The sequence below is a fragment of the Sphingobacterium sp. UBA5639 genome, assembly GCF_002421245.1.
In the GTDB taxonomy this organism is placed as follows: domain Bacteria; phylum Bacteroidota; class Bacteroidia; order Sphingobacteriales; family Sphingobacteriaceae; genus Sphingobacterium; species Sphingobacterium multivorum.
Window position 1 is genome coordinate 90,523 of the sequence record NZ_DIJR01000012.1, and the last position, 25,352, is coordinate 115,874.

Genomic DNA, 25,352 nt, shown 5'->3' on the forward strand with positions numbered 1-25,352 from the left:
CTTTCGCTACTCATTTTTGCTGATGCCTAATGAGACAATTGTACCGATGATACAACAGTTTGCATCCATTCTGTTTCTTTAAAAGGTGCATTTAGCCACAACATTGCTAATAGCGCTACCTCAAAATAAATTTGATGGGAAGTCTTGTTAAAGCATGACCTCGGCGTCAGTGATTCCTTTGGTTGATAGGTCTGAGATGCTCCTTAGTGTTCTTTGCGAAATTTCGGTTAATGCTTCTGTGGTGAAAAAAGCTTGGTGTGCCGTCACTAAGACATTCGGATAACTCATCAATAATTGTATTGTTTCATCTTCAATAATTGTTGTCGATAAGTCTTTAAAAAACAACTTTTCCTCTTGTTCATAGACATCAATACCCAGTAAACCAATTTTTCGTTCTTTGAGTGCTTTAATGACATCTTGGGTGTTGATCAGATTGCCTCTGCTTGTATTAATAATAGTAACGCCGTCTTTCATTTTCCCCAATGACTCGCTATTGATGAGGTAGTGGTTCTCGGAGGTTAGGGGACAATGAAGTGAAATGATATCTGATTCTTTAAAGAGCTCATCCAATGATTTGTAATTGACACCCTGTGTTGTAAGCTGCTGATCGGGATATAAGTCATAGGCAATTATTTGTGCCCCAAATCCCAATGCAATTTTGATAAAGGCCTTTCCAATTTTCCCCGTTCCAATAACGCCAATTTTTTTCTGGTGAAGATTAAATCCTAAAAGGCCATTCAATGCAAAATTTTGCTCCCTTACGCGGTTATAGGCTTTATGGGTTTTACGATTCAATGTCAATAACATTGCTATTGTATGCTCTGCAACTGCTTCTGGGGAATAAGCCGGGACCCGACATACCTGAATGCCAAACTCCTTTGCCGCCTCCAGGTCAACATTGTTAAAACCAGCACAGCGTAATGCAATCAGTTCGACACCTTTTTGAGCAAGTACTTCAATCACTTGTCGGTTTAGTTTATCATTGACAAATGCGCAGACCACTTTCTCATCTTCAATAGCATTGACAATATGTGGACCTAAATGCGTTTCAAAAAAATTAAACTGAAATCCATAAGCGCTGTTTTCCTGTCCAAAGAATAATTTGTCGTATGGTTTAGTCGAAAAGAAGGCGATTTTCATAAAATTGTTTGTTACGTAATAGAATACCATAAATATACAGTATAAATAGCTTATTTGGAACTTCCGTTGTAGGATGTTTCCCAATAGTTATCACATCATTTAATAAAAAATAAGCTAAATTAGACGCATTACATCGATCGTTATACAAATTTTAAGACTATTAAATTGTCCCGATATGCAGTGGTCAAATCAACTCACAAGATCAATAGGTATTGAATATCCGATTATCCAAGCTCCAATGTTTGGTGTTACGACACCAGAAATGGTCATTGCAGCCTCGCGTGCTGGAGCGCTCGGTTCGTTATCTTTGGGTGATCTGCCGCCAGAACGTTGCAGCGAACTTATTCGTTTGACTGCCGAAAATCTAAAGCGGCCTTTCGCGGTCAATATTTTTGTCAATAATATTCCCAAGGTTTCATTCGATTTAAGGAAACAGTATAGTGAAACAAAAACTTTCGTGGAGCAATTAGCCGCGCAGCACGACTTGAAAGTAACCTTACCCGAGCTTGATAGTATCCATTTGACCGATTACAGGGAACAGATTGACGTAATCATCACCCATCGGTGTAAAGTTGTGAGTTTTACGTTTGGAAATTTGGATACAGAAAGTATAAAACGATTGAAAGACAATGATGTTACTCTTATTGGTACATGCACCTCGGTGGCAGAAGCAATCGCTTTGGAAGAATCTGGCATTGACATCATCTGTGTACAGGGACTAGAAGCAGGGGGACATCGCGGAAGTTTTGACGACACTCCAATACCGGCGATTGGCGGACTTTCACTACTACCGCAGGTAAAAGAGCATGTCCATGTTGCCCTTATTTATGCCGGTGGTTTATACAACGCTAGTACATTGCATGCTGCAAAGCTCTTAGGTGCAAGTGGCTTCCAGGTGGGTAGTTTATTACTCAAATCTAAGGAGCGCGCGCTCCTGGACTTTGAAAAAGCGCGTCTTTCAGGCGTTAATGAATCAGACATCGTATTAACGAGGAGCTTTTCAGGGCGCTACGCCAGAGGTATAAAAAATAAATTCATTGAAGCTTTAGAAGCCGCTCAAAAGATTTTGCCCTATCCTTATCAAAATAAACTCACAGGCGAATTAAGAAGAGTAGCAAGGATAAATAGAAATGCTGATTTTATCAACATTTGGACCGGACAATCGATACATTCTTACAGTGAACTTTCTACTGCAGATATCATTCGTTCCTTGATCGAAGAAGTTGAAATTTTACATACTAGTTTAGTTGTTTAACAATAAACACGAAATATGCTATGTCAATATATTGTCATTTTAAGAGATAACAATCCTTAAAACCTGCGTTTAAATTATTTAAATCCACCTGTAGTTGTTAATCTACAAGACATTTTCTTTTTTTTTCGAAACTTTGTCTCACCGTGAAAAACTAAAAATCTACCGCTATGGAGAACGAAAAAAAGAGAATTCTTGTTATCGAAGATAATGAAATTCTATTGAGCACAATGCAGTTTGTTCTTGTAAGAGAAGGTATGACCTCTTACTGGCAAAGTCCGGTAAAGAAGCCCTTTCGCTGGTTTCGGATGAAACCATTGATTTGGTCATAACAGACCTGGCATTACCCTTTGCTAATGGTTACGAAATAATCGATCGCATTCGGAAAAGCAGTACGAATAACCAAGTGCCCGTTATTATTATTTCAGGCTATCGAGATGACAACAGCATTGTTGAAGGTTTCGAAGTAGGAGCCAACGATTATATCAAAAAACCTATTTCGCCGTCTGAACTGATATCCCGTGTACGATTAAGAATAGGTCATGCTTAGTAAAATAGAACATACGATTCATAGCATCCGATCCTTTTTTGAGGGTGAGGGTTGGCCTATTTTGGTTACGATAGCGCTTGTGTTGAGCTTTCTATTTTGGGTAAGCTGTCTTGTCGGTATTGCTATCTTTTATTATCGCGACTATCGGTATTGCCTATATCATGCTAAAATATATCCTGTATTGCGAGATTTTATCTATGAACACATTTTGATTGATAATAGGAATAGCCATTATCCGGTGGATAAACTAGCGTTGGATCTTCATAAGCCGATCATTCAGAAAGTGGTCCGTCAAATATTGCATGAATATATTTTTACTATCGGTGGAGAGAAAGGAAAAAATATGCGGAGTTTATTTAATGAATTGGGCTTCGATAGAGAAGCGCAATACGAAATAAGACACGAGAGCCACCATGTGGCAGCCACAGTAAGATCTTTGGCCGATTTAGCATTGATGAAGGTCGAAATCCAGGATGCGGTTTTGATGCAGCTGATGAGTAGCCCACGCATTGAAATTCGGGTAGCGGCCTTTAAATATCTTTTGCAGGTGCGGGGTGAAATATCCTTCGATCAGGTTTTTTCTGGTATTGCAGGAATTACTGACCTGGATGCACTTGATATCTATCAAACAATTGTCTCAACCGATTATGTGGGATCTTACGTGTTCTCTCAATGGCTGGACGGCGCTCAATCTTTTTCAATCAATAGCCTTATGATGGACCTCATGGTCTATTACCAGCAATTGGATGAAGAAAAATTATGGCAGCTCATCGTTTCAGCTCAGGATGCTAAAACGCTACACAAAGCGATCAACTCATTGGGCAAACTCCTGGCGAGAGATAGCGAAAGTCGGTTAGTGGATTTTTACACCATCGAGCAGCCCTTAAATGTCAAGATAGAGATTGTAAAAGCATTGGGGCGTCTTGGTCAAGGAAAATCGATCGATCTTTTAGAGAACATCTTCAACGATAAAAGTACAGTATTGGCACTACGAAAACACGCTTATCGTTCCCTGCTCGCGCAAAAGCCTTACAGTGCATCAAGTTTACGTAAAATTGAAACTGCTGAAAATTTGGACGATTATAAGCTTATACGTTATGTTAGTCACCCTATGGTTCACTATATATAGATTGCTAGGTATTGGTTCCATAACACAAAAGTATTGCATATGAAACATTTTATATTTTCAATAGAATTTGTTTTCGGATTTTATTGTCTCTTGCTGTTGATTGTATACGTCATGTTGTTTCGGATGTCATCCATATCGATCCGGAAGAATCTTCGGAAGAGAAATTCCCGACGTGTGCAGACATTAATGGAGTCTGAAATTGCTCCAGGGGTAAGTATTGTCGCACCAGCATATAATGAATCGGTTACAATCGTAAACAATGTACGTTCGCTGATGACACTGTTTTACTCCAGGTATGAGGTCGTTATTGTGAATGATGGCAGTAAAGATGATACATTGGAGAAGCTCATTAAAGAGTTTGATCTGGTCCAGGTAGACTTTTTGGTTGACTATTTGGTGCCATGTAAGGAGATTAAAGCAATCTACAAATCCATGGACATCTCTCATAAACGACTAACGATCGTTGATAAAATAAACGGGGGCAGTAAGGCCGATGCGGTAAATGCTGGAATTAATGTAGCTTCCTTTCCTTATATTTTAGATACCGATGTGGATTGTGTGCTCGCCAATGACACCCTGGTTCAATTAATCGAAGCTGTACTGGATTCGAAGGAACGTGTAATCGCTGTGGGCGCAACACTACGGATGTCAAACTCCAGTTATGTGGATTCCGGTATGTTGGTGGAAGCTGCATTACCCAAACCCATATTGGCCCGTTTTCAGGAAATGGAATACATTCGATCATACCTGTTGGGTAAAATGGGCTGGAATTACCTTAACTGTATTCCCAATGTTTCTGGGGGATTGGGATTGTTTGATAAAGAGATTCTCATTGCTGCGGGCGGATATGATTCTAATTCCTTGGGCGAGGATATGGAGATGGTAACCAGAATGTGTATGACCATGTGTGACAATAACCAAAAATACGAGGTCAAGTATATTCCGCAGACGCTCTGTTGGACTGAGGGGCCTGACAGCCTCAAGATGTTAACGCGTCAACGTGTACGCTGGGCGCGGGGTTTGATGCAAATTATGCGCACACATCGTAAGGCCTTTTTTAATCCAAAGTACAAAAGGTTTGGACTCATCGTTTTTCCATACAATGCCATTTTCGAATTTTTTGCCCCTATTATGGAGATTTTAGGTATTTTCTTTTATATCTACCTCATCCTAACACATGGCATTAATTGGCCAATGGCTATTCTTTTATTGATCTTCGTCTATATGTTTTCGGTCTTTCTGACAAGTTTTTCCATTTTACTGGACAATTATGTCTATAAATATTACAAACGGCGAAAAGATATTATAAGGTTATGCCTCACCGCATTTATAGAACCATTTGTTTATCATCCCATTATCGTTTATAGCTCGATTAAGGGCTATGTCCAAGAACTTTTTGGGAAAAAGCATGCCTGGGGGGAAATGACGCGAAAAGGCACCTTAACTCCTTTGCCCTCTGATCACATTAAAAAGTAGAAAAATGAAAAAATTAATCCTATCTGCGCTAATTTTTTGTTTGCTATTTTTGTCGCATGTTGTACATGCGCAGGTTAACTGGCAAAATAAAACATACGACGTTGACAGCTTGGTTCCAAAAGCCGCTGGCTACCTGCGAGCAGGAAGAGTGGGGGAATCCATTGCATTGAGCCAAACCGTATTATCAAAATATCCTAAATACACGGATTTTAGGTATATCTTGGGATTGAGCTATCAGAAGATGGGGCGAGCCGACTGGGCGATTCCCTATTTTGAAGCAGTGGTTTCGAGCGAGCCCAGCTACAGAGACGCGTATCTTTCATTAGCTGCACTATATGAGTCTTCTAATCAGCCTGAAAAAGCAACGATTACCTGGCAATCCGCACGTAAACGGTTTCCGATGGACGCTGAAATCATCAGGTTGTATAGCGAATTTGAAGATCGGAAGTTAACACGTGACCGTGATGCGTGCATCGATATCTGGTATAAAAGGGGACGGAATTTCGTCGAAAAGGGAGATGTATTTCAAGCATTGGCTTATTCGGACAGTATACAACATGCTGATCCTGCAGACAATCGTTTCTTATACCTGCGATCAAGTGCTTTTATGACGAATAGAGAATACGGGAAAGCGAAGACTGATTTCGAAACTTTATGGAGCAGAGGTGACAGTTCGATTTTTGTTACCGAACAATTAGCAAACATTGCCGCACTAAACAAAGATTATTCAACGGCATTGGGTTTTATGAATCAGCTGGTAGCGAAGATGCCAGAAAATGTACAATATCAGCATTTGACCAAAGTTTACCGCGAGAATATGCCTTATAAGTTTTATATTGGAGCAAATCATATGCAAAGTTCGCAAGATCGGCCAAATGGACATTTCTTTATTTCAGGTCTGGAATATGGCCAAAAATTAGGGGAGAAAAATACACTTATCGGACAGTTTAATTACGGGAATAGACGTGGTGAGAAAGGTTCTCAGGTCGGTTTGGATGCTTGGCTTAACTACAGTAAAAATATATATGCCTATCACCAGATAGCTTGGGCTGATGGTAGTGTTTTTCCAACATGGCGCGCATCTTATAGCCTATATCGGGAAGCGGGATTGTGGCTCTTCGATTTCGGAGGAAGGTATGTTCGTGCAAATGACAATACAAATAATTACGGACTTGTCGCTTCGGCAGGCCGATATTTTGGGCCAACTTTTGTCTATTTAAGGGGATTTTTGTTACGTGATGAACAGCGATGGAACCAAGCCTACTCCCTCGCGATACGACATTATTATAACAGTGAAAAACCGGATTCCTATGTCACACTAATCGGTAATGTGGGGACTTCGCCAGATGATCCATCGCGTTATCAATTCCTAAACAACCGTTTCAATTTTTTATCCCGATCAATTAATGCAGGCTGGCAACATCGCATAGATGCTTGGGGTTTTACACTCATGGGCGGTTGGAGCTATTACAAAGTTGCTGAAAATAGATTTATGAACCAGTATGATCTAAATCTATCATTAAGGAGATATTTTTAATATGATGTGGAAGTTTATGTTAGGTCTATTGTCTTTGGTAACGATAGTTCAGGGTAAGGAAAGAATGGTATTGGTGGACAATGGGAAAACGGATTATGTCATCCAGGCGGATGCAAATGATCCTGTTGTACAAAAAGCTGCTGCGGTGATAAACACCTTTACAAAAGAAAGCACAGGTGTAGATTTTGCAATACAAGCCAAAGTTGATGATACACATGCCATTATTTTGGAAAGAAGCCCAATAACAAATGCGTCCCCTGAAGACAGTTATTCGATTGAAGCTGTAGGAAAAAATATTTACATCAAAGGAAGTGGTAGAGGTGTAATATTTGCGGCGTACCGTTATGTCAGGGATGTTATTGGTGGGCGAAAGTGGTATACAGGTAAAGAAAGTACCGATGTTCCAAAGTGTACTGCGTTATATGTGGATGCCGATTTAAAAATCTTTTCAAAGCCTAATTTTCAATTTAGAGAAGTTTATTTCCCTGTGGAATTGGATCAGGAGTACATGGACTGGTATGGCCTACATAATTTGGAAGATAGATGGGGGGACTGGGGCCATACCTTCAGTAAAATATTGCCACCATCGATTTATTTTAAAGATCATCCGGAATATTACGCGCTGTATGATGGGAAGCGCCAACCGATTCAGCTCTGTCTTTCCAATGAAGAAGTTTTTACTCATACAGTCGCTTACTTTAAGAAAAGGATGCTTGAAAATCCAACGGCTATCTATTGGTCCATAGCAGCCAATGACGACATTGGAAGCTGTACTTGCGATCTTTGCCAAGCCATTGATAAGCGCGAAGGAGGAGCACAGGGCTCCTTGATCCACTTTGTGAATAGGGTGGCCGGAAAATTTCCAGACAAGAAATTTACGACGCTGGCGTATCTCGAATCGGCTAATGCTCCAGCGCATCTTCGCGTCGCAGATAATGTTTCGGTTATATTAAGTAATATCGATGTTTTTCGGAAAAATGATATCAGTAGTGAATATTCTGCAGCAACTTTCCGTAGACAATTGGGCGCTTGGAAATCGAAAGCGAAGCATGTGTTTGTATGGGATTATTTGACTCAGTTTACCAATTATCTTGCCCCATTCCCCATTCAAGGAACGATGCAGAAAAGCATGCAATATTTGAAAGGACAAGGGGTAGAAGGGGTATTCTTACAAGGTGGCGGAGCGACCTATAGTGATATGGCGGAGTTAAATGCTTATATTTTGGCTAACCTTGCCTGGGATACAGATGGTCGTTCAGAAGAGCAATTGACAGATGAATTTATTGAGGGCTATTATGGTAAGGCTGCACCATTTATTAAGAAATATCTCGATCTGCGAAGAAATCACTTGCCTGGAGCTTCCTCCGCTTTGTCGATTTATGGAAATCCAATTGATAATAGAAAGGATTTTTTGAGTCCCGAAGCTATGGATCAATACAGTACATTGTTAGAAAAAGCTGAAATTGCAAGTGAAGGAAATCCTTTATTAGAATCGCGTATTAGACGTGTCGGTTTAGGCTTGGATTACACCTACTTGCAACAAGCACGGTTCTATGGTCCGCATCAGCATGGTATCTTTGAGCAAGACGGCGACCATTGGGTTGTAAGACCTAATGTAAGCCTTAAAGTCACTCAATTTATTAAAGACGCCAAAAGGCTGGGGGTAATAGAACTTGCCGAAGGGGGGGCGTCACCTGATGCTTATGCAAAAGAATGGAGCGAAATATTCAATGCTGGAGTCAGAACGAACAAAGCTTCCCAAGCAAGTATAAAACTGAAAAATCCATTCGATCCTTCCTTCCCTGCCAATGGTCTGGAAACCCTCTCCGATAGTGTCCCAGGATACATGGATTATAGCTACAACTGGTTGCTATGGAATGGGGAGCCGATGGATATTACGTTTGATTTTGAACAGGAAAAACACATCGATACAATTGAGCTTAATTTTCTAAAGGATGTCCGACATTGGATATTTTCACCAAAGGAAGTCCGCATTTCGGTATCCAAAAATGGCGAAGATTTTCAAGATGTGCTGCTGAGGAAACTTGAATCTCAGGAGGAAGATTATACAGTGGAGAAGGTTCGCTATCGAGCTTTGATAAACGACCGTGTTAAGGTCATTCGAGTCTATGCTGAGCCCTTAGCAAAATTACCTGAATGGAGGTATCATCCGAAACGGAACGCGCTTATAGCCTGTGATGAAATATGGATAAACTGATGTTGAAGATGTATATATAGAACTGATTTTAATAGTGTGTGGATATTGTTCTACAATAAATTTTTTAGTGCTTTAATTTAATACGGAAAATGATTAAATTAGAGTTAACTAAGTTATAAACAGATTCATATGGAAATTAAAACATCTTCAAAATTTGTTGCCGAACTAATTGGAACATTTGGTTTGGTACTTTTTGGTTGTGGAGCTGCCGCAATTGCAGGGGCCAATACCACAGCTGGACTTTCTGGCCTTGGCCTTTTGGGTATTGCAGTTGCCTTCGGCCTTTCGGTCGTGGTTTTTGCTTATGCGATCGGAGGAATCTCAGGTTGTCATATCAATCCTGCCGTTACGGTTGGTGTATTATTGGCGGGTAAAATGTCTGCTAAGGATGCAATTGTGTATATCATTGCTCAATTTATTGGCGCACTTTTGGGAGCATTTGTTCTTCAACAGATTTTGAGTGGACAGCTGGCCGGCTTTACTGCAGGTGAATGGGCCTATGGCTCCAACGGATGGGGAAAGGGTTATCAAAACGAGTATGGTACTGCTTCTGCCTTTCTGATCGAAGCAGTGTTAACGTTTCTTTTTCTATTTGTGATATTAGCGACAACCTCTAAAGTAGGTAACAGTACAATGGCTGGACTTGCAATCGGTTTTACACTGCTATTAATCCACCTCGTTGCTATCCCTGTAACGGGTACATCCGTTAACCCAGCACGTTCATTTGGTCCTGCCATTTTAGCGGGGGGGGGCAAGCTTTGTCTCAGCTATGGTTATTTATCGTTGCGCCGCTAGTGGGTGCTGCAGTTGCAGCGGTTGTTTGGAAAGCGTTGGAACCTAAAGACTAATTTTTTTCATTTTATCGGATGCGTCCAATGGGTACAACATACCTATTGGACGCTTTCATTTAGGAGTGATTGATAAGCCTAGAGGTCGGATCACTAAGATTTCAATATGGCCTCCATAAAACTTGCAACCTGCTCCTCGTCGGTGGCCCAGGAGGTAATCAGGCGAATAGCAGCATAATCATTATCTATTTCCTTCCAAATATAAAACTGGTATTTCTGACTCAATGTCTCTATGACAGATTTGGGTAAAATCGGGAAAATTTGATTAGTGGTTGAGTCTGTCAAAAATGAATGGCCTTTTTCTTTGATCACCTGAGCGATCCGCATAGCGTAGGAATTTGCTTTTTGCGCTAGTTCAAAATATAAATCATCTTTAAAGAGCTCGAGAAACTGAATGGATAAAACCCGGCCCTTGGCAAGCAAAGCGCCCTTCTGCTTGATTGCATAGTCAAAATCCAGTGCCAATTCGGGTTTATTAAACACTACGGCTTCACCTAAAAGCGCACCGTTTTTCGTCCCGCCAATATAGAATACGTCAGCATAATTTCCAATGTCTTTCAGTGTTAGATCGTTGTTTTCAGCCATCAAAGCATGCCCCAACCGAGCTCCATCCAGATAAAGTAAAAGATGATGTTCTTGACAACATACATAAAGTGCTTCCAATTCTGTCAGCGTATAGATCGTGCCAATTTCAGTCGAATTGGAAATATACACTATTCTTGGCTTTACGACATGTGGTGCCAGTGCATGTTCCTTTAACGTTTTTGTAATATCCTTCGGCGTTAGTTTTCCATCAAGTGTTTCGACAGTAATGACTTTGTGTCCAGTTGCTTCGATAGCGCCAGTTTCATTGGCCGATATGTGCCCCGTTTTTGCGCTAATTACGGCTTCATGGATACGTAAGAGAAAGGATAGCACAAGTAGATTGGTCTGTGTTCCGCCAGATAAAAAGTAAACAACAGCTTGCTCGTTCGCTATCTTTTTCTTCAAAATGCTTTTTGCTGCTTTAGCATATTCATCTTCGCCATAGCCGGCTTGTTGTATCAGATTTGTTTCAATAAGTTTATCTAAAATGCGGGGGTGCGCCCCTTCGGAATAATCGTTTTTAAAATTATACATAACGCTGTTTTTTACTTCAGATGCTATTTACTAAGTACGTCAAACGCATTACCAGGATGATAAATGAATCTTGACCGAGTCAAATGTATAAATACAATATCGTTTTTTAACAATCTGAGCAGGAAAAAAATGGGATAAAAGCTATGAATATAACATTCTGAGCGTATAAGAAAAGAATATGTTGTTTTGCACTGTAAATGTTTTTTCAAAACTTATGATTAAATTTGGGAGAGGAGGTAGAAATAAATATTTATCCTTATCAAATTATGAAAAGAGTCGTATTTGTTGCGAGTATTTCGCTGGCGTTTGGAATGGGGTACGCCTTTAATACCATGAGCAATTTGAACCGACCTGTCGAGTTAAAAAGAGTAACTGGTATAGGGGGAATTTTCTTCAAGTGCAAAGATCCTAAAAAATTAAGGGCCTGGTATGCCGATCATCTGGGACTGGCAACAAATTCTTACGGCGCTGTATTTGAGTGGTATCAGGGTGCTGATAGTACGAAAAAAGGATTTACGCAATGGAGCCCTTTTAAAGAGAGTACAAGCTATTTTGGTCCCTCGGACAAAGACTTTATGATCAATTATCGGGTTGCCGATATTGAACTTCTAATCGATCAATTGAAGAAGGAGGGAGTTACGGTACTTGATAAGATCGAGTCCTTTGACTATGGCAAATTTGTTCATATCATGGATATTGAAGGAAATAAAATAGAGCTTTGGCAGCCGAATGATGTTGCTTATGAAAAGATGGGCATCGATATGGGGGCCAAAACGACAAAATAGGTCTATTCAGTTCACAACGCAGGGTCTGTTTTTATCAAATGATCTTTAAGATAATCAAGAAATGCAGCTCCAAGCGCTCCCAGGAAATAAGCCCCTAAATCTGACCAGAGAAATCCTTGTCCAAATACGAGGCGCAAAAGTGAATTGCTCCTTATCCATAAAAATAGGGGCAATTGGACAAGTTGTAAAAATTCAATGGTAAAACAGAATAGAATGGTAATGATACAGTAGGAGAACAGTGATTTTTTAATAAATATTAAGCGTGATAACCAATACACCATCATGGCATAAAGCACATCGCCACATATAGGCGGTATGACAGATATTTTACGTGAGATTAAACCCAAGAGTAGAGTTGTCACCATTAGGACCAAATACTGAATTTTTGCCGCGCTTTTCATTTCGTATATCGATGCCAAATTTATTGCCTGGAATAGGAAATTGTTTCAACAGGATTTCCAAAGATCTTTTTGTTCCCCTTTGTCTTCACAAATCTACCCTGTTGTGCTATTGCACTAGCGATGGAGAAAATGACATTTGTGTCGTTTTGGGGGTGTATTGTAGCGAGTAGCTGTCTATTTTGATCGAACAGCTGAAGCTGGTTAACCAAAGCATGGTTTATTTCCATGATGTAGATCTCTTTCAGTGGAATAATGCTATCCTCTTTTTTCGGCTGCCTGATAGATAAGTTCGCACTGTCAACTTGTACTTCAATCTTGGGATTGATCAATTGCAAGATGACGACGAGTGGACCAATGATAACAACCGCAACCAATATCCCTAAGCCCTTCGCCGAACCAAAGTTATTTGCCGCATCGGCCATCCCATTTATACCACCGAAGATCATATAACATAGTATAAATACAACAACTAAATAAATTAATCCAAAGATTAAGCCCTTTTTAACCTGATGTGATTTAAACTGAAAAGTCTTCATACGATACGCTTTGATTTTTTACATATATATTAATTAAAGATATTTATATTTATGCAATCAGAGAGATATTATGTTAAACATTTTTTCATTTTGTTCGAGCAGGTAGTGGAAAACAGCATTGAAATTAAGAGAACCAACTTCCAACGGAAATCAGATTATTTTCAACTGCTGATGTATATGCTATGCTCCGTGCTGGGTGTTGTCAGTATATTTTGGGATTGGAAAGCAAGTATCCCAGCTGTAATGTGTACAATTTTTGTGTTAATAATACGACGTAAGGTTGACATTTTGTCTAATATGAGCTGGTTTATTTTTGGATTTATTGCTGTTGCATTGCTTTTGTCCTGGATTTTTCATCTGTCTTTTGGTCTGTTTGTGCTTCAGTGTGCATTATTTGCAACCGTTAAACTTGCCATATCAAAATTTAGAGAGATTGGTCAAGATCACACTGATATTATCTTCTCTTTAAATGCCATTGAGTTCTCTTGTCTATGTCCCGAAAACAGCGATTATAAGGGCTATGCAATAAATCCCATGGGCTATAAAAAGCGATTTCAAATGGCAGATATTCGCTCTGTACAACGCGATCGCAAAAATCTACTTATCGTATTAAAAGAACAGATCGTCCGCCCCCGCGAACTTCGACAGGAAGAGATAGAGCTCATTCTTACGTATTTTAGAAAAAATAAGGCCGATCTTATTCATGCGGTAACCACCGAAAGGATCCTCCAGGAAGAGGATCGTGTCTATTGGATCAAGCTGATTGTTTTTGCTTTGCCCTGTCTGTTGGCGGTATGCGCAATCTATATTTTTGCTGATAACGGGCGAAATTCATTAATCAGCGTATGTATCATTATTGGGGCAATACTTGTAGCGGTAATTTTATTAAAAATCACGAATTTGATTTATCATCATGGTGAGAAAAAGTAATTTTTTTATTTTAAGAAGTCCGCATACCAATGCCCAGAGGATTTGATGATACGTTGTTGATTTTTGAAATCAACATACACCAGTCCAAATCTTGGCCGATATCCTTCAGCCCATTCGAAGTTGTCAAGAAAAGTCCATACAAAATAGCCCTTGACATTTATACCTTCCTGTTTCCCACGATAAACTTGTTGCAATGCTTCCTGTAAATAGGAAACTCTTTTAGGATCATGTACTATACCATTCTCGGCTTTATCCGGAAACGCGGCGCCGTTTTCGGTAACAATTAAAGGCGGCATGTTTTGGTAGGTACTGAATTTTTTGAGCATATGATAGATGGACGCTGGGTAAACCTCCCAGTTCATTTCAGTTAAATCAACTTTACGCTCTTTTGCGGATACTATTTTTGCTTGGAGATAAGGAACGAACATGGCGTATCGTATAACCTCCCGCGTATAATTCTGTATCCCAATGAAATCCATATCAAATTTCAGGTCTCTTTCATCATTAAATTTAATATACTTCTCAATTCTATTCAGTATTTTAATCTCCTGAGTAGGATAGCCCATTCCTAAGAGAGGTTCTATAAACAGACGATTGAGTAATACGTCTGCTTTTTTTGCTGCTTTAATGTCCTTGTCTCTCGATGTAAATGGTTCGACATGAGAACATGAAAATGTAGTTCCAACCTGACTGTCGGGCTGGATCGATTTGATGATTCGACCTCCCTGTGCTTGTGCCAATGCCGCATGATGCGCGGCGGCCAAAAAATTACCCAGACCTTTTCGTTCCGGTGCATGCACGCCAAAGAAATAACCTGCGGCAGTGAATACGGTAGGCTCATTGAGAACCATCCAGTTTTTAACACGATCACCGTAGGTATGCACACATTTGGAAACAAATTCGCCAAACCAATCTTTTACATCACGGTTCACCCAGCCACCTTTTTTTTCTAATGCATGGGGAAGATCCCAATGGTATAAGGTAACCCAAGGGGTGATCCCTAGTTCGAGCGATAGGTCGATCAATCGATCATAAAAATCCAAACCTGATTGATTTACTTCACCGATTCCACCCGGGAAAATACGGCTCCATGATAAGGAGAATCTATAATTAGGAATATGCATTCCTTTCATTAGATGGAGATCCTGGACGTAGCGATTGTAAAAATCGCAAGCCTCATTACCATGTTGATTTTGAAATATACGGTTCCTTTTTTGTACAAAGATATCCCAAATAGAAGGACCTTTGCCATGTAAATCATGCGCACCCTCAATCTGATAGGCAGCTGTAGACACTCCCCAAATAAAATCTTTGCCAAAAGCATCTTTGGTTAAAAGCATTTATAAAATAAAATTATCGGACCTCAATGCCGTTTAAAAACAATTAGGTCTTGTGGAATCTCAAGGGTGAATAGAATGAACTGAATCGACCTAGAAAGATCCTAAATATAATTCGCTGGAAAAAATAGTTTATCGTTTTCATAATAGATACATTACTCCGTTGATTACATTGAACTATTGTATGATAAAGTAACGAAACGCAAATGAACTGTATATAAACTATATGTTAAATATACGAAAAAACACCGGGATGAATCATGGTATTATGCTTAGCCGTATGCTAATTCTAAGCAAGTTTTACTTGTAAGTAGGATCTTACGAGAATGTCTAAGTGGCGTAGATTCTTAATCCCAATTTTTGAGCTATCTAATTTCAAATTCCGTATATATTGTCCTTTTAAATTCTAAAACTTCGGGGGCTACTTTAAATCCTTCGCCGCCGTAACCCTTGCTGAATGTTTCTAACGCCATCCCTGTTCTAAACTGCGTCGATTGGTTGGATGCGCTTCCGTCGTTCGACAAAAACAGCAGTTTGCCAATTTCGACATCTGCCCGAGATGCAAGTTTTTTTGCAGATTTTAATGCATCATCATAAGCAATAAGATCCGCTTCTCTTAAAATACTGTCTGCTTTGGAATGATCGAATGAGATGGAGCCTATTCCGCTTATTTTGGTCTCTAACAACTTGCCTGTTAATTCTGTAAATTTCGATAAATCATGTAAAACAAAATCGATTGTTTGTTGTGCTTGATACCCAATAAATTTATTGGTATTTCCGATATATTGATAATCCTTATTTGCTGACACGCTGCTTGTTTTAATGTCTTCCTTTTTATTGCCGTATTTTTGGAGCAATGCAATGACCGTATCGACAGTTGCTTGAGTCTCTCTAACCGCGTCTACCATCCTTGGTTTTGTGAATGCCGTATTGATTGTCAAAGTGACTTGATCGGGCATTATCCTAATTTTTCCTTCACCACTGACACGAATTCTATTTTCACCTTCTTTTGCTGCCCGATCACAGGACAATACGACCATAATGCCACTCAAGCATATAAAAAATAAAGTGATTATCTGTTTTTTCATAATTTTTGATGTTCAATCTATTAAATCAATAAGTTGTTCCCTAAATATCTAAATATAATGAATAACTAGAATATCCGCTAGGGTAAAATGCAGTTGAAGCATAGGCAGGTCTAAGTAATGAGAAATAAAATAAAAAAGCAGGTAATTACCTGCTTTTTTATCTTGAAAAGAGACCATTTTTTAATCAATACTTTTTGAATAAATCTTTAGCTGTTTTTGCAGTGCTTTCCTGGCCATATGTATACGTGTTTTGACCGTACCCTCCGGGATTTGCAGATGCTCTGCAATTTCATAATATTTAAATCCTTCCAAAAACATTGCAAAGGCGTTATAGTAATCTTTTGATAAACTATTGAGTGCGTGTTGTATATCAGAGGCTATAAAATTATTTTCACCGCGATTGGTTGTTATTTCATTATGATAACCTATACTTACATATTCATTGCGGTAATTCTCCAATCGTTTATTTCGAGTATATTGGTTAATATATGTATTTTTCATGATGATATAGAGCCAAGACATCAACTTTGGATGCTTCAGGAATTTTTCAATAGATCCCAATGACCTTACCATGGTCTCCTGAACCAGATCTTCTCGTTCATCCGGATCGTTTGTAAATTGCGCTGCCAAATATTTTAATGTAGGTCTTTTTTCCTTAAACAGTTGATCGATTGTTAAATTTTCCATATTATCAAGTTTTAAGTGTCTATCTTGGCTATATCACTACAATTAAGGTGCTAGAAAATAATTAAGAGGAAATGCGTTGACGCTGAATGGATCAAGCCGATTTATTACTTGTTTTATTTTAACAGTCAGTTAGTCAATGCTTTATACAGAATAACTATTCAGCTATCAGGCTGATGCTAAGCGTTATTGTGCATTAATAACAAGTGTTTTCCTGTCTCATTTCCCCCTTTTTTCTTTTTGTCGCACGTATTTATACGTAGTGTTTTAATAAGTACATTTTTGATGATTAAATAGATGTGAATATTTAAAACTGTTGATACGTTTAAATGGTTATTAGTTATGACATGTAATGAAAAACAATATGGGGGACGAAAACAAAAAACTATATTTTGAGCTATCAGAAGAGCCCATGGAACGATTGGAGAGCCTCAAAGAGCCTTCGGAATTAAAGCAGGTATGGGATGGTAGCCAAGAAGATTTTTATAAATCGATTATTAGGAATCAACAAGATGATATTGGAAAAATAGGACGGTATTTCCGCGATGAATTGGCTCAGGAACTTTACGGAATGCGTATATCTCTTCAGAATTTTACAAATCGCTATGGTGATTTTGAAGAATTACGCTGCTTACGTGATTCATTAAGCGCGCTGGTTATGGAGATTCGTAATAAAGCTGTATTGCTCTACAATCCGATACTGAATGATCTTGGCATTTTTCATGCAGTTGATGAGGCTGTGGCGAGTTATAGAAAACGATCGGGTTTTACAATTGACACCTTGCTAGATCCGCATTTAAGAGAATTGCATCATGGGGCACAAGTTCAGCTTTTTAAGTTACTTACGGCTATATTCCAGTATTTAAATGATGAGATTCCTTCACAGGCTATTTCAGTTTCGGTGCAGGTGATTGAATTTGAGATTTTAATTAAAGTGTCACCTTTTTTTAGCCAGGAGAAATCGCTGTCAACAATAAAACATGAACATAGTCCAATGCGTTTGATGAAGATTGCTGAACTCTATAATGCACGGATTATGAATCATACGCCGGCAACAGGTATTTTACTTAAATTAACTATTTAAAAAAAGAATAATGATAAAAATCCTATTGGTTGAAGACCACATGGTTGTACGTAACGGAATAAAATTACTATTAGAATCGCAAGATGGATTTGAAGTTGTTGGAGAGGCGTCGAATGGAAAGGAGGCTCTTCAGTTCTTAAATTCTAATCCTGTTCCTGATATTGTCTTAACAGACATCAGCATGGAGGAAATGGATGGTATTGAACTATTACATGAATTAAAAAAACAGTATCCGTCCATTAAAGTAGTAATACTATCCATGTTGAATCAGATCAATTACGTTGTTGAAGCATTTGAATCTGGTCTTGCCGGATATTTGGTTAAAAACGTTGGCTATAACGAATTGCTTTTTGGATTAAATCATATCGCGAATGGGGGACGATACATGAGCGAGGAAATCGCAATGATACTATTGGACCAAGTTCGCTCTGGACAAAGCTATGCACAGGTATCAGGAGAACTACAGACAGATTTTGATATCTCCGATAGAGAGCTTGAAGTACTCAAATTAATTGCAGAAGGATACACGAATATTGAAATTGCCGATAAGATATTTTTAAGCAAGCGTACAGTTGAAGGACACCGTCAAAACTTAATCGATAAAGCGGGCGTAAAAAATACAGCTCATTTGGTCAAATTTGCATTTGAAAGAGGTATTTTGAATTAAAAATTTCCTGATGGCCCCATCAGGAAATTTGAAATCTACACCACTATATTTTATGCAGTTAGTTTGTTGCACGCAATTGCGCAAAGTTCACATAATTTAGCACAGTGCTGGCAATGTTCATGGGGATGCATAAAGCACTCCTCTGCACAGAGTGTACATAATTCAGCGCAAGTCTTGATAAGTCGTCGGCTATAGTAACTTTCCATAGCAAGAAGTTCGGCCACTGCTTTACAAACGACTGCGCATTCCATATCCAATGCAATACATTTTGCCATGGCTTGAAGGTCACTTTCTTTTGTGCAAGCATTCGCACAGGTATGGCAAGCAGTAACACATTGCCAACAGGCTTCTATACACGATTGTTCGATTGAATTTATCATAAGTTTGTCGTTTTGTCTCGCTGATTGCGCCTTACATAACTGACTTGGCGGCTTTGATGCTATCTTCTAAATAGCCCATTATACCGTCATGATCAGCTTGGGTAATTTTGCCATTCCTTAAATTTTCCAAAACATCTTTTTTAATTCGAGCGATGGCTTGTTCTTTCTCCATCGCTTCTACTGCTGTCTTTGCATTGATTCGATCGACAATGATTTTGCCGAGTTTGTTGTATATCCTTTCAGCTTCCTTATTGGACAACGCTGGAGCTGGAATCCCAGCAACAGCCTCGTTAGCAGCAGCTATATTTGCATAAATGACTGCTTCGGTATTCTTTGCTGCCGCAGCTTCAGCTCTCACTATAGCCTGTTCACTGGCTGCCGCTGCTTTATGTTCGGCCTCCTCCATATGATGGGAAGCTTTTTCCTGAGGAGTTTGATGATTACACGATATCAACAGCAGACTGGTTATTAAGGAAAAGAAAAAGATGTTATTACATATCATGACCTACGCTCTTAAATAAGTATTTGATTATTTTAAATAGAACGGGTCTCAGAAGTAAATGGTTTGTCAATTAAATGAAACAGTTGCATTTAACTAAACTTGGTTAGAGAAATGGTTTTATGATACAAAATGATGTTAAATTGATACAATATTACCGGCAATTGAGCGATTAATTATTGAATTTTAGATATCTGTATACCAAATAGCTATTCAATTCAATGAACAAAATATACCTCTTAATTAGTGCCCTTTTTCTGTCTTTTGTACAGACGACAATCGCACAGCATACCACAGCAGTATCGATAGGAAAGGCGAATATTCCAATAGACGGGATTTTTCAGGCTGATCCAACCGTATTCTTTTACGGGGGATATTATTATCTGTACGGTACGAATGGAGATTCTGAAGAACAGCAGGGGTTTAAAGTGTATCAATCTACAGATTTGAAACATTGGAAGGTCCCGGCAGGCACAACTTCAGGTTTTGCTCTTTTAAAAGGAGATGCTTTTGGATCGACGGGATTTTGGGCGCCACAGGTATGGTTTGAAAAGGGTAAATTTTATATGGCTTATACAGCAGATGAGCATATAGCAATTGCAGTTAGTGATAGCCCTGTAGGTCCTTTTAAGCAAACTTCCAAAGCACCACTTGAAGTCGGGCAAAAGCAGATAGATCCTTTTGTATTCAGCGATCGCAATGGGAGGAAATACCTGTTTCATGTCAGATTAACGCAAGGAAATAGAATTTTTGTCGCCGAATTAAAGTCCGATTATTCGGGAATAAAAGGAGAGACGCTAAAAGAATGTGTCCATGCGGAATTACCCTGGGAAAATACAGCAAATGCAGAGTGGACGGTTACCGAAGGTCCTACTGTTATCCAGCAAGGCCAGTATTATTATATGTTTTATTCGGCAAATGATTTTCGAAATAAAGACTATGCTGTCGGCGTGGCAATCGCGGATAATGTCTATGGGCCTTGGAAAAAACTGGAAGGTCAGCCGGCATTAAGCCGAAAAAATAGCGGTTTTGCCGGAACTGGACATGGCGACATTTTCAAAAAAGGAAAGCAATGGTATTATGTCTGTCACACACACTTTTCAGATGAAAAAGTGGCACCTCGGAGAACCGCTATCATACCGTTTAATTTTGCATCAACTGGTGATGGTATTCCGGTTCCTCGGTTTGATACCGCAAAATTTCGCTTCCTGGCCACAGATCAGGGATTGACCCGGAATGGAAAATCCTATCAAACGGATGTAGCCTTTGGCGATCCCTTTATTGTATTTGATCCGCCTACCGATCGATATTATTTATATGGCACAGGTGGAACTGAAAACGGCTTTATTGCTTATAGTTCCAAAGATCTGAAAACATGGACGAAGGAAAGGAAAGTATATGATGCCAACCAGCCTAATGGCTGGGGAGAAAAAGATTTTTGGGCGCCTGAAGTTTACCGGGTCAATAACAAATACTATATGTATTATAGCGCCCATTGGAAAGATAATCCAAAACAACATATTGAAAACTATCGCATCGGGGTAGCTGTGGCGGATAGTCCCTTAGGGCCATTCAAAGACCTTACTGGAAAACCTATTTTTGATCCGGGATATCCAATTATTGATGCGAACGTTTTTAGAGATACCGACAATAGGAATTATCTGTTTTATTCGCGTTGTTGCTACGAGCATCCGGTGGAGTCGGAGGTTGCGGATTGGGCGAAGCAGAAGTATGGCTATAGCAGGATCGAAGAGAGCTGGGTATATGGTGTTGAATTGGACAGCAGTATGACTAAAACGATCGGGGACCCAGTCCTTTTAATGCGACCTCCAGTTTCGATGAATGACGCACAGGCTGAATGGGAGAGTAGGTCAGTCACTTCGGGTGAGATAAATAGACGATGGACAGAAGGTTCTTTTCTAATGAAAAAAAACGGACAATATTATATGATGTATTCCGCCAACTATTTTGCTGGAGCCAATTATGCGGTAGGCTATGGAACGGCAACTGCCCCATTGGGAAGCTATGAAAAGTCACCTGCTAACCCAATCATTGAAAAAAATACCCATAGCGGGGGAGTAATTTCGGGTACCGGACACAATAGCCTATTTAGCGATAGAGAAGGAAAGCTCCGCTGTGTGTATCACGGACGTACTATAAAAACGGGTGATAAACGCATGGTGTTTATCAGCGACGTTTTTTTTAATGAAAATGGCCAATTGCATATCGTTACAGATTGACCCACTGGTCAATCTGTCTTTTTGGGTATTGCTGGATTTTCGACATTTTCATCCCAAGAAGCGGACGAGGCCGCTCTAGCACTTGTTCCGTCGCTTGTTTGTGTCTTTTTATGGGCATAATTGACATTTTCTTCTTCAGGATCGGTTTCATCCACGTCCGGTTCAGGACGCTCAATTGGATCAGTATCATTGGGATCCGGAATAGTATGTTGCCCGAATAATCCTTTACGATACCATATGTTACTAAAGTAATAGGCAATAATCAAACCTCGTTTTACTACTGCATGTTGCAATATCTCTTCCATGTTTTCGATTTCGTTTAAGTGGTACAACCCTCTTTATTCGCGTTGTATTCTCTCGAATAATGAACAATATCAGCAAGGAAATAGTTTGCGAGATTTCAGGATGCTGCATCAGGTTAATTGAGCAACATTTGTTCGGGAAATGGCTTAACAATTGGAAAGTAAAGATGAACTGTTGTACCCAAACCGACTTCCGATTCAATTTTTATATTTCCTCCCAACCGCTCCATAATGCGCTTTACGAGTGAAAGACCAATGCCCGTACCGGGTATGGAGCCCACGTTATCCGCCCTTGTAAACATTTCGTATATGTGCGGTAGGTGTTCACTGGGTATGCCAATTCCATTATCCTTGATTTGATAATGGGTATAATCATCTTCATGCGAACTATCTATGGATACCACAGGGCTGTCCGACTGGGCTGAATATTTTATAGCGTTGATAATTAAATTGGAAAAAATTTGATAAGCGGCACTTTTCTCGCCCCAAATAGGCAATAATGTACCAAAAGTGGGCCGACAATTATTGACGTTATATAGAATACTGTTTTCTTGGAATATACGCTGAATGGTGTAGGCCATTGGAAGTGGCTCTTTGTCTAAAATGCTGGATCGGTGTTGACTTAATTGTACCATATTGTTGATAATATCCTCAATGTTGGTGACACTTCGGCTGAAATTCTGATACCATTTATTGATTTTTTTAAAATCGATATTGTCGGGGTGTTGCTGAAGAAATTGTATGCCCATTTTTAAGATGGACAGCGGGTTTTTCAAATCGTGGGAAAGCGTATGGGTAAACATTTCCAATTCATTGTTTAAGCTGAGAAGTTCGTCATTGAGGAGCTGGCGTTCTTTCAATTTCGCAAAGATGGATTCTTTGATGATTTGATTTAAGCGAAGCACAAAGTTAATTTCAGCATCATTCCATGGCTTGGCAACATCATAACGCGTATCTTCCCAGATTTTGAGCTGCTTTTTACCATCCTGTTCTTCTTTTAACTCCATTTGCATGACCTGACTGCTATTTTCTCTTCTAAACCAAACGATGTAATAATCGTTCTCCAAGCCTACCTTTAAATACATTAGACCGGCAAAACCAAGCTTTTCTTTAAAGTTTTCTTGATGATTTAGACGAAAGTTGTAGTCTTTAAAGAGGGCTTTGTCGGTATGTTTCTGCAGGAATTGAATGAGTTCATAAAACTGTGCTTTAGGAGGAGACTGCCCATAGCTAAAAACGTCGCCCTGATTGAAAATCGCCAAACCGTCTGCATCCACAAGCTGAGTTAGAATGTCCATATGTTGTATCAAGGCACAATTTACCATCTTATTTTCAGAGAGACTTTTCTTTAATTCTTCTTCAGCAAGCTTAAGAAGTTCTGTTCTTTCCAAAAGATTCTGTTTAATATGACTTTCATATTTGTTGGTTGCCGCCTGGATGGCAAATGTGCATAGTTTTCGTTGTTGTAGGTCGACTACACGCTTTTCGTCATGCTGCGCAACCACAAGTCCCCAAAAATCATCATCAATACAGATTCGAAAAAAAAGGGCACTTTGAACATTTATTTCTTTTAAAAAAAGCTGATGGAGTTCAGGCAGAGGAGATAATAAGCTCGAAAGGGGATCGATGGCCTCATCTTTATAATAGAATTCTTGTCCCTGATCGTCCATGTTGGGAGCGTATCGATACGAATAACTACGATAGTAAGACAAAACTTCCTCGGGCATAAAATCTTTGGAGAATTCCTTGCCTTTGAAAGAAGACCGTCCATTTGCCGTATGCTCAGCAATCACCGAACTATACCCTGTTTCTTGAATTTGCAAAACGAAAACACGATCATAATTCAATATCTTGTTGATGGCCGAACAAACGCGATTCCAATTATTTGGCTGAATGGTATCCAACAAAAAATTGAGTTCGTTAATTTTTTTAGCGGGAATATATTTTTTATGCTGTTGTTCCCATTCAATGTAAAGATATTCATCATGTCTACGTAATTTTACATAAACACGGTCGTTTTTAATTTTAATGGGTAAAATGTGGCGCGACTGTCCGTTTTCAAGAAGTTCCATCACAGCATTCCTCACTTTTAACAAAGCTTCGCCGAAGATATGGCCAAAGCTATGAAAAAAATGAGTTCCTAATAGAGCTTCACTGGTATAATGTTCATTTACGACAGACTCCGTTACTCCGACGATCGTAAAGTGCCGATCTAAAATGACCAGTTTGCCAAAAGATTGAAGCTTAATAGCGGTTTGATTGCTCGATTGGATTGTATGATTCATAGTACCCCAAAACTCCTAATGTATACATAAATGTACGAAAAAAAATTACGACAACATAGATCGAATCTTTAATATTAGAACGTTGGAAAGTAGATAAAATTGCTTTATTGGCTTCTTTTTACTTTGGAATTAAAAATGGTGCCATTTTCTCACATGTAACATACTATAAATGGGCATTAAATTCTTTGGCAACAGCATTCGCCATTCCTTTAATTAATGATTTCCACTGCGGATAGGAGGCTCCTATTTTCGCCGCCAAACCGACGAGATAGTTCCGAACATTATCGCTAAAATTTTCATTGTCAACGTTTATGATCTCGTTTCTGCCAGCATATTGAAACAATATACTGTTTCTACGCTGTTCGATCAGGAAAGTTGACGATGAAATTCCTTCGAAAAAATGAGCTGTATTTTTATCGCCGGGATGGCTTGGATCGGGACAAGGCTTTAAGGTTAGGGCAAAAACTTTATAATCATCGGTTTTGTCTAGCGTGAGGTTAACGACATGCACCCAGTCATAACCACCGCTACTTGGAAGTCCCGGTCCGGGGATATCCAGTCTGATATAATCATGTAAATCGAGTAAGCGATCTATCGGTGTACCATAACCGCCTGTCAATTGAAATGTGGTAGCGGGTAATTGGGCTAACGTGTACCAATGGTTGACCTTTCTCAGGTTCTCTACGCCCAATTCAAATGCTAAGTTAGCGATATCTTCACTTGCAAATTCAAGTGATTCAAAACAATCAAGTCTTTTCCCTTCTTTTTGTTCCGGTATGATATTTTTCATCGTTTTTCCATTTATGTTTAAAATACTGGATTTCTTATTCCTGCTTTTAGCTTCCTTGAAGGTAGCTAAGCCACC

25 protein-coding genes are annotated in these 25,352 nt (G+C 39.3%); 13 read left to right on the forward strand and 12 right to left on the reverse strand.

Annotated features, from left to right (window positions below):
- Positions 1–147 precede the first annotated feature (147 nt).
- Positions 148–1,140, reverse strand: a complete 993-nt coding sequence (locus B4Z90_RS08790) for a 2-hydroxyacid dehydrogenase (protein WP_286801979.1) — start codon at positions 1,138–1,140, stop codon at positions 148–150.
- Positions 1,141–1,315: 175 nt separating this feature from the next.
- Between B4Z90_RS08790 and B4Z90_RS08795 the strand changes: the two genes are divergently transcribed.
- The 8 genes from B4Z90_RS08795 to B4Z90_RS08830 all read left to right on the forward strand — a co-directional run bounded on the left by B4Z90_RS08795 (position 1,316) and on the right by B4Z90_RS08830 (position 10,097).
- On the forward strand, positions 1,316–2,395 hold the full coding sequence (locus tag B4Z90_RS08795; RefSeq protein ID WP_286801980.1) for an NAD(P)H-dependent flavin oxidoreductase: 1,080 nt from the start codon (positions 1,316–1,318) through the stop codon (positions 2,393–2,395).
- A gap of 167 nt (positions 2,396–2,562) precedes the next feature.
- Positions 2,563–2,724 (forward strand): response regulator, encoded by a 162-nt coding sequence (locus B4Z90_RS08800; RefSeq protein WP_286801981.1) that lies wholly within the window; start codon positions 2,563–2,565, stop codon positions 2,722–2,724.
- The gene (locus B4Z90_RS08805) at positions 2,691–2,942 is read left to right on the forward strand and encodes a response regulator (RefSeq protein WP_349681258.1); all 252 of its coding nucleotides are present in this window, start codon (positions 2,691–2,693) and stop codon (positions 2,940–2,942) included. The genes B4Z90_RS08800 and B4Z90_RS08805 overlap by 34 nt, the downstream gene beginning before the upstream one ends.
- Complete coding sequence (locus tag B4Z90_RS08810) at positions 2,935–4,071, forward strand: HEAT repeat domain-containing protein (RefSeq protein WP_286801982.1); 1,137 nt, start codon at positions 2,935–2,937, stop codon at positions 4,069–4,071. The genes B4Z90_RS08805 and B4Z90_RS08810 overlap by 8 nt, the downstream gene beginning before the upstream one ends.
- Before the next feature lie 39 nt (positions 4,072–4,110).
- Positions 4,111–5,547 carry a glycosyltransferase family 2 protein gene (locus tag B4Z90_RS08815; RefSeq protein ID WP_286801984.1) on the forward strand — a complete coding sequence of 479 codons (1,437 nt, stop codon included), beginning with the start codon at positions 4,111–4,113 and terminating at the stop codon, positions 5,545–5,547.
- Positions 5,548–5,551: 4 nt separating this feature from the next.
- Positions 5,552–7,084, forward strand: coding sequence for a YaiO family outer membrane beta-barrel protein (locus B4Z90_RS08820; RefSeq protein ID WP_286801986.1), 1,533 nt, complete (start codon positions 5,552–5,554; stop codon positions 7,082–7,084).
- Position 7,085: 1 nt separating this feature from the next.
- Positions 7,086–9,302: a DUF4838 domain-containing protein gene (locus B4Z90_RS08825; RefSeq protein ID WP_286801988.1), complete on the forward strand. Its 2,217-nt coding sequence runs from the start codon at positions 7,086–7,088 to the stop codon at positions 9,300–9,302.
- 129 nt (positions 9,303–9,431) lie between these two features.
- Positions 9,432–10,097, forward strand: a complete 666-nt coding sequence (locus B4Z90_RS08830; RefSeq protein WP_312208564.1) for an aquaporin — start codon at positions 9,432–9,434, stop codon at positions 10,095–10,097.
- A 146-nt stretch (positions 10,098–10,243) separates the two neighbouring features.
- On the opposite strand, the gene B4Z90_RS08835 is transcribed toward B4Z90_RS08830, so the two are convergent.
- A complete protein-coding gene (locus B4Z90_RS08835; protein ID WP_070563890.1) occupies positions 10,244–11,269 on the reverse strand; it encodes a threonine aldolase family protein in 1,026 nt (341 codons plus the stop codon).
- A gap of 266 nt (positions 11,270–11,535) precedes the next feature.
- Between B4Z90_RS08835 and B4Z90_RS08840 the strand changes: the two genes are divergently transcribed.
- Positions 11,536–12,054, forward strand: coding sequence for a VOC family protein (locus tag B4Z90_RS08840; protein WP_286770710.1), 519 nt, complete (start codon positions 11,536–11,538; stop codon positions 12,052–12,054).
- An 11-nt stretch (positions 12,055–12,065) separates the two neighbouring features.
- On the opposite strand, the gene B4Z90_RS08845 is transcribed toward B4Z90_RS08840, so the two are convergent.
- Both B4Z90_RS08845 and B4Z90_RS08850 read right to left on the reverse strand, forming a co-directional pair.
- Positions 12,066–12,455, reverse strand: a complete 390-nt coding sequence (locus tag B4Z90_RS08845) for a DUF2809 domain-containing protein (protein ID WP_286801989.1) — start codon at positions 12,453–12,455, stop codon at positions 12,066–12,068.
- A gap of 20 nt (positions 12,456–12,475) precedes the next feature.
- Entirely contained in the window at positions 12,476–12,991 is a 516-nt protein-coding gene (locus B4Z90_RS08850) for a hypothetical protein (RefSeq protein ID WP_070563896.1), read from the reverse strand.
- A 51-nt stretch (positions 12,992–13,042) separates the two neighbouring features.
- Between B4Z90_RS08850 and B4Z90_RS08855 the strand changes: the two genes are divergently transcribed.
- Complete coding sequence (locus B4Z90_RS08855) at positions 13,043–13,921, forward strand: hypothetical protein (RefSeq protein ID WP_286751963.1); 879 nt, start codon at positions 13,043–13,045, stop codon at positions 13,919–13,921.
- A 5-nt stretch (positions 13,922–13,926) separates the two neighbouring features.
- Here B4Z90_RS08855 and B4Z90_RS08860 read toward each other — a convergent pair whose 3' ends face one another.
- From B4Z90_RS08860 to B4Z90_RS08870, 3 genes are all read right to left on the reverse strand, one after another.
- Positions 13,927–15,261 (reverse strand): GH1 family beta-glucosidase, encoded by a 1,335-nt coding sequence (locus B4Z90_RS08860; RefSeq protein ID WP_286801990.1) that lies wholly within the window; start codon positions 15,259–15,261, stop codon positions 13,927–13,929.
- Between the two features lie 362 nt (positions 15,262–15,623).
- Positions 15,624–16,346: an SIMPL domain-containing protein gene (locus B4Z90_RS08865; RefSeq protein WP_286801991.1), complete on the reverse strand. Its 723-nt coding sequence runs from the start codon at positions 16,344–16,346 to the stop codon at positions 15,624–15,626.
- Between the two features lie 180 nt (positions 16,347–16,526).
- Positions 16,527–17,033 (reverse strand): RNA polymerase sigma factor, encoded by a 507-nt coding sequence (locus tag B4Z90_RS08870; RefSeq protein ID WP_046673512.1) that lies wholly within the window; start codon positions 17,031–17,033, stop codon positions 16,527–16,529.
- A 349-nt stretch (positions 17,034–17,382) separates the two neighbouring features.
- Between B4Z90_RS08870 and B4Z90_RS08875 the strand changes: the two genes are divergently transcribed.
- Both B4Z90_RS08875 and B4Z90_RS08880 read left to right on the forward strand, forming a co-directional pair.
- The gene (locus B4Z90_RS08875; protein ID WP_286801992.1) at positions 17,383–18,114 is read left to right on the forward strand and encodes a hypothetical protein; all 732 of its coding nucleotides are present in this window, start codon (positions 17,383–17,385) and stop codon (positions 18,112–18,114) included.
- Between the two features lie 10 nt (positions 18,115–18,124).
- Complete coding sequence (locus tag B4Z90_RS08880; protein ID WP_046673510.1) at positions 18,125–18,781, forward strand: response regulator transcription factor; 657 nt, start codon at positions 18,125–18,127, stop codon at positions 18,779–18,781.
- Positions 18,782–18,839: 58 nt separating this feature from the next.
- Here B4Z90_RS08880 and B4Z90_RS08885 read toward each other — a convergent pair whose 3' ends face one another.
- Together B4Z90_RS08885 and B4Z90_RS08890 are read right to left on the reverse strand one after the other, a co-directional pair.
- Positions 18,840–19,088: a hypothetical protein gene (locus tag B4Z90_RS08885; protein ID WP_156167613.1), complete on the reverse strand. Its 249-nt coding sequence runs from the start codon at positions 19,086–19,088 to the stop codon at positions 18,840–18,842.
- 104 nt (positions 19,089–19,192) lie between these two features.
- The gene (locus B4Z90_RS08890) at positions 19,193–19,663 is read right to left on the reverse strand and encodes a hypothetical protein (protein WP_286801993.1); all 471 of its coding nucleotides are present in this window, start codon (positions 19,661–19,663) and stop codon (positions 19,193–19,195) included.
- Between the two features lie 218 nt (positions 19,664–19,881).
- Here B4Z90_RS08890 and B4Z90_RS08895 point away from each other — a divergent pair, with 218 nt between their 5' ends.
- Positions 19,882–21,900 carry a glycoside hydrolase family 43 protein gene (locus tag B4Z90_RS08895; protein WP_286801994.1) on the forward strand — a complete coding sequence of 673 codons (2,019 nt, stop codon included), beginning with the start codon at positions 19,882–19,884 and terminating at the stop codon, positions 21,898–21,900.
- Positions 21,901–21,908: 8 nt separating this feature from the next.
- Here the strand turns inward: B4Z90_RS08895 and B4Z90_RS08900 are convergent, their stop codons facing one another.
- From B4Z90_RS08900 to B4Z90_RS08910, 3 genes are all read right to left on the reverse strand, one after another.
- Positions 21,909–22,205, reverse strand: a complete 297-nt coding sequence (locus B4Z90_RS08900) for a hypothetical protein (protein ID WP_286801996.1) — start codon at positions 22,203–22,205, stop codon at positions 21,909–21,911.
- Between the two features lie 113 nt (positions 22,206–22,318).
- Complete coding sequence (locus tag B4Z90_RS08905) at positions 22,319–24,487, reverse strand: GAF domain-containing sensor histidine kinase (RefSeq protein ID WP_286801998.1); 2,169 nt, start codon at positions 24,485–24,487, stop codon at positions 22,319–22,321.
- 163 nt (positions 24,488–24,650) lie between these two features.
- Positions 24,651–25,277, reverse strand: a complete 627-nt coding sequence (locus B4Z90_RS08910) for a hypothetical protein (RefSeq protein ID WP_286801999.1) — start codon at positions 25,275–25,277, stop codon at positions 24,651–24,653.
- Positions 25,278–25,352 lie beyond the last annotated feature (75 nt).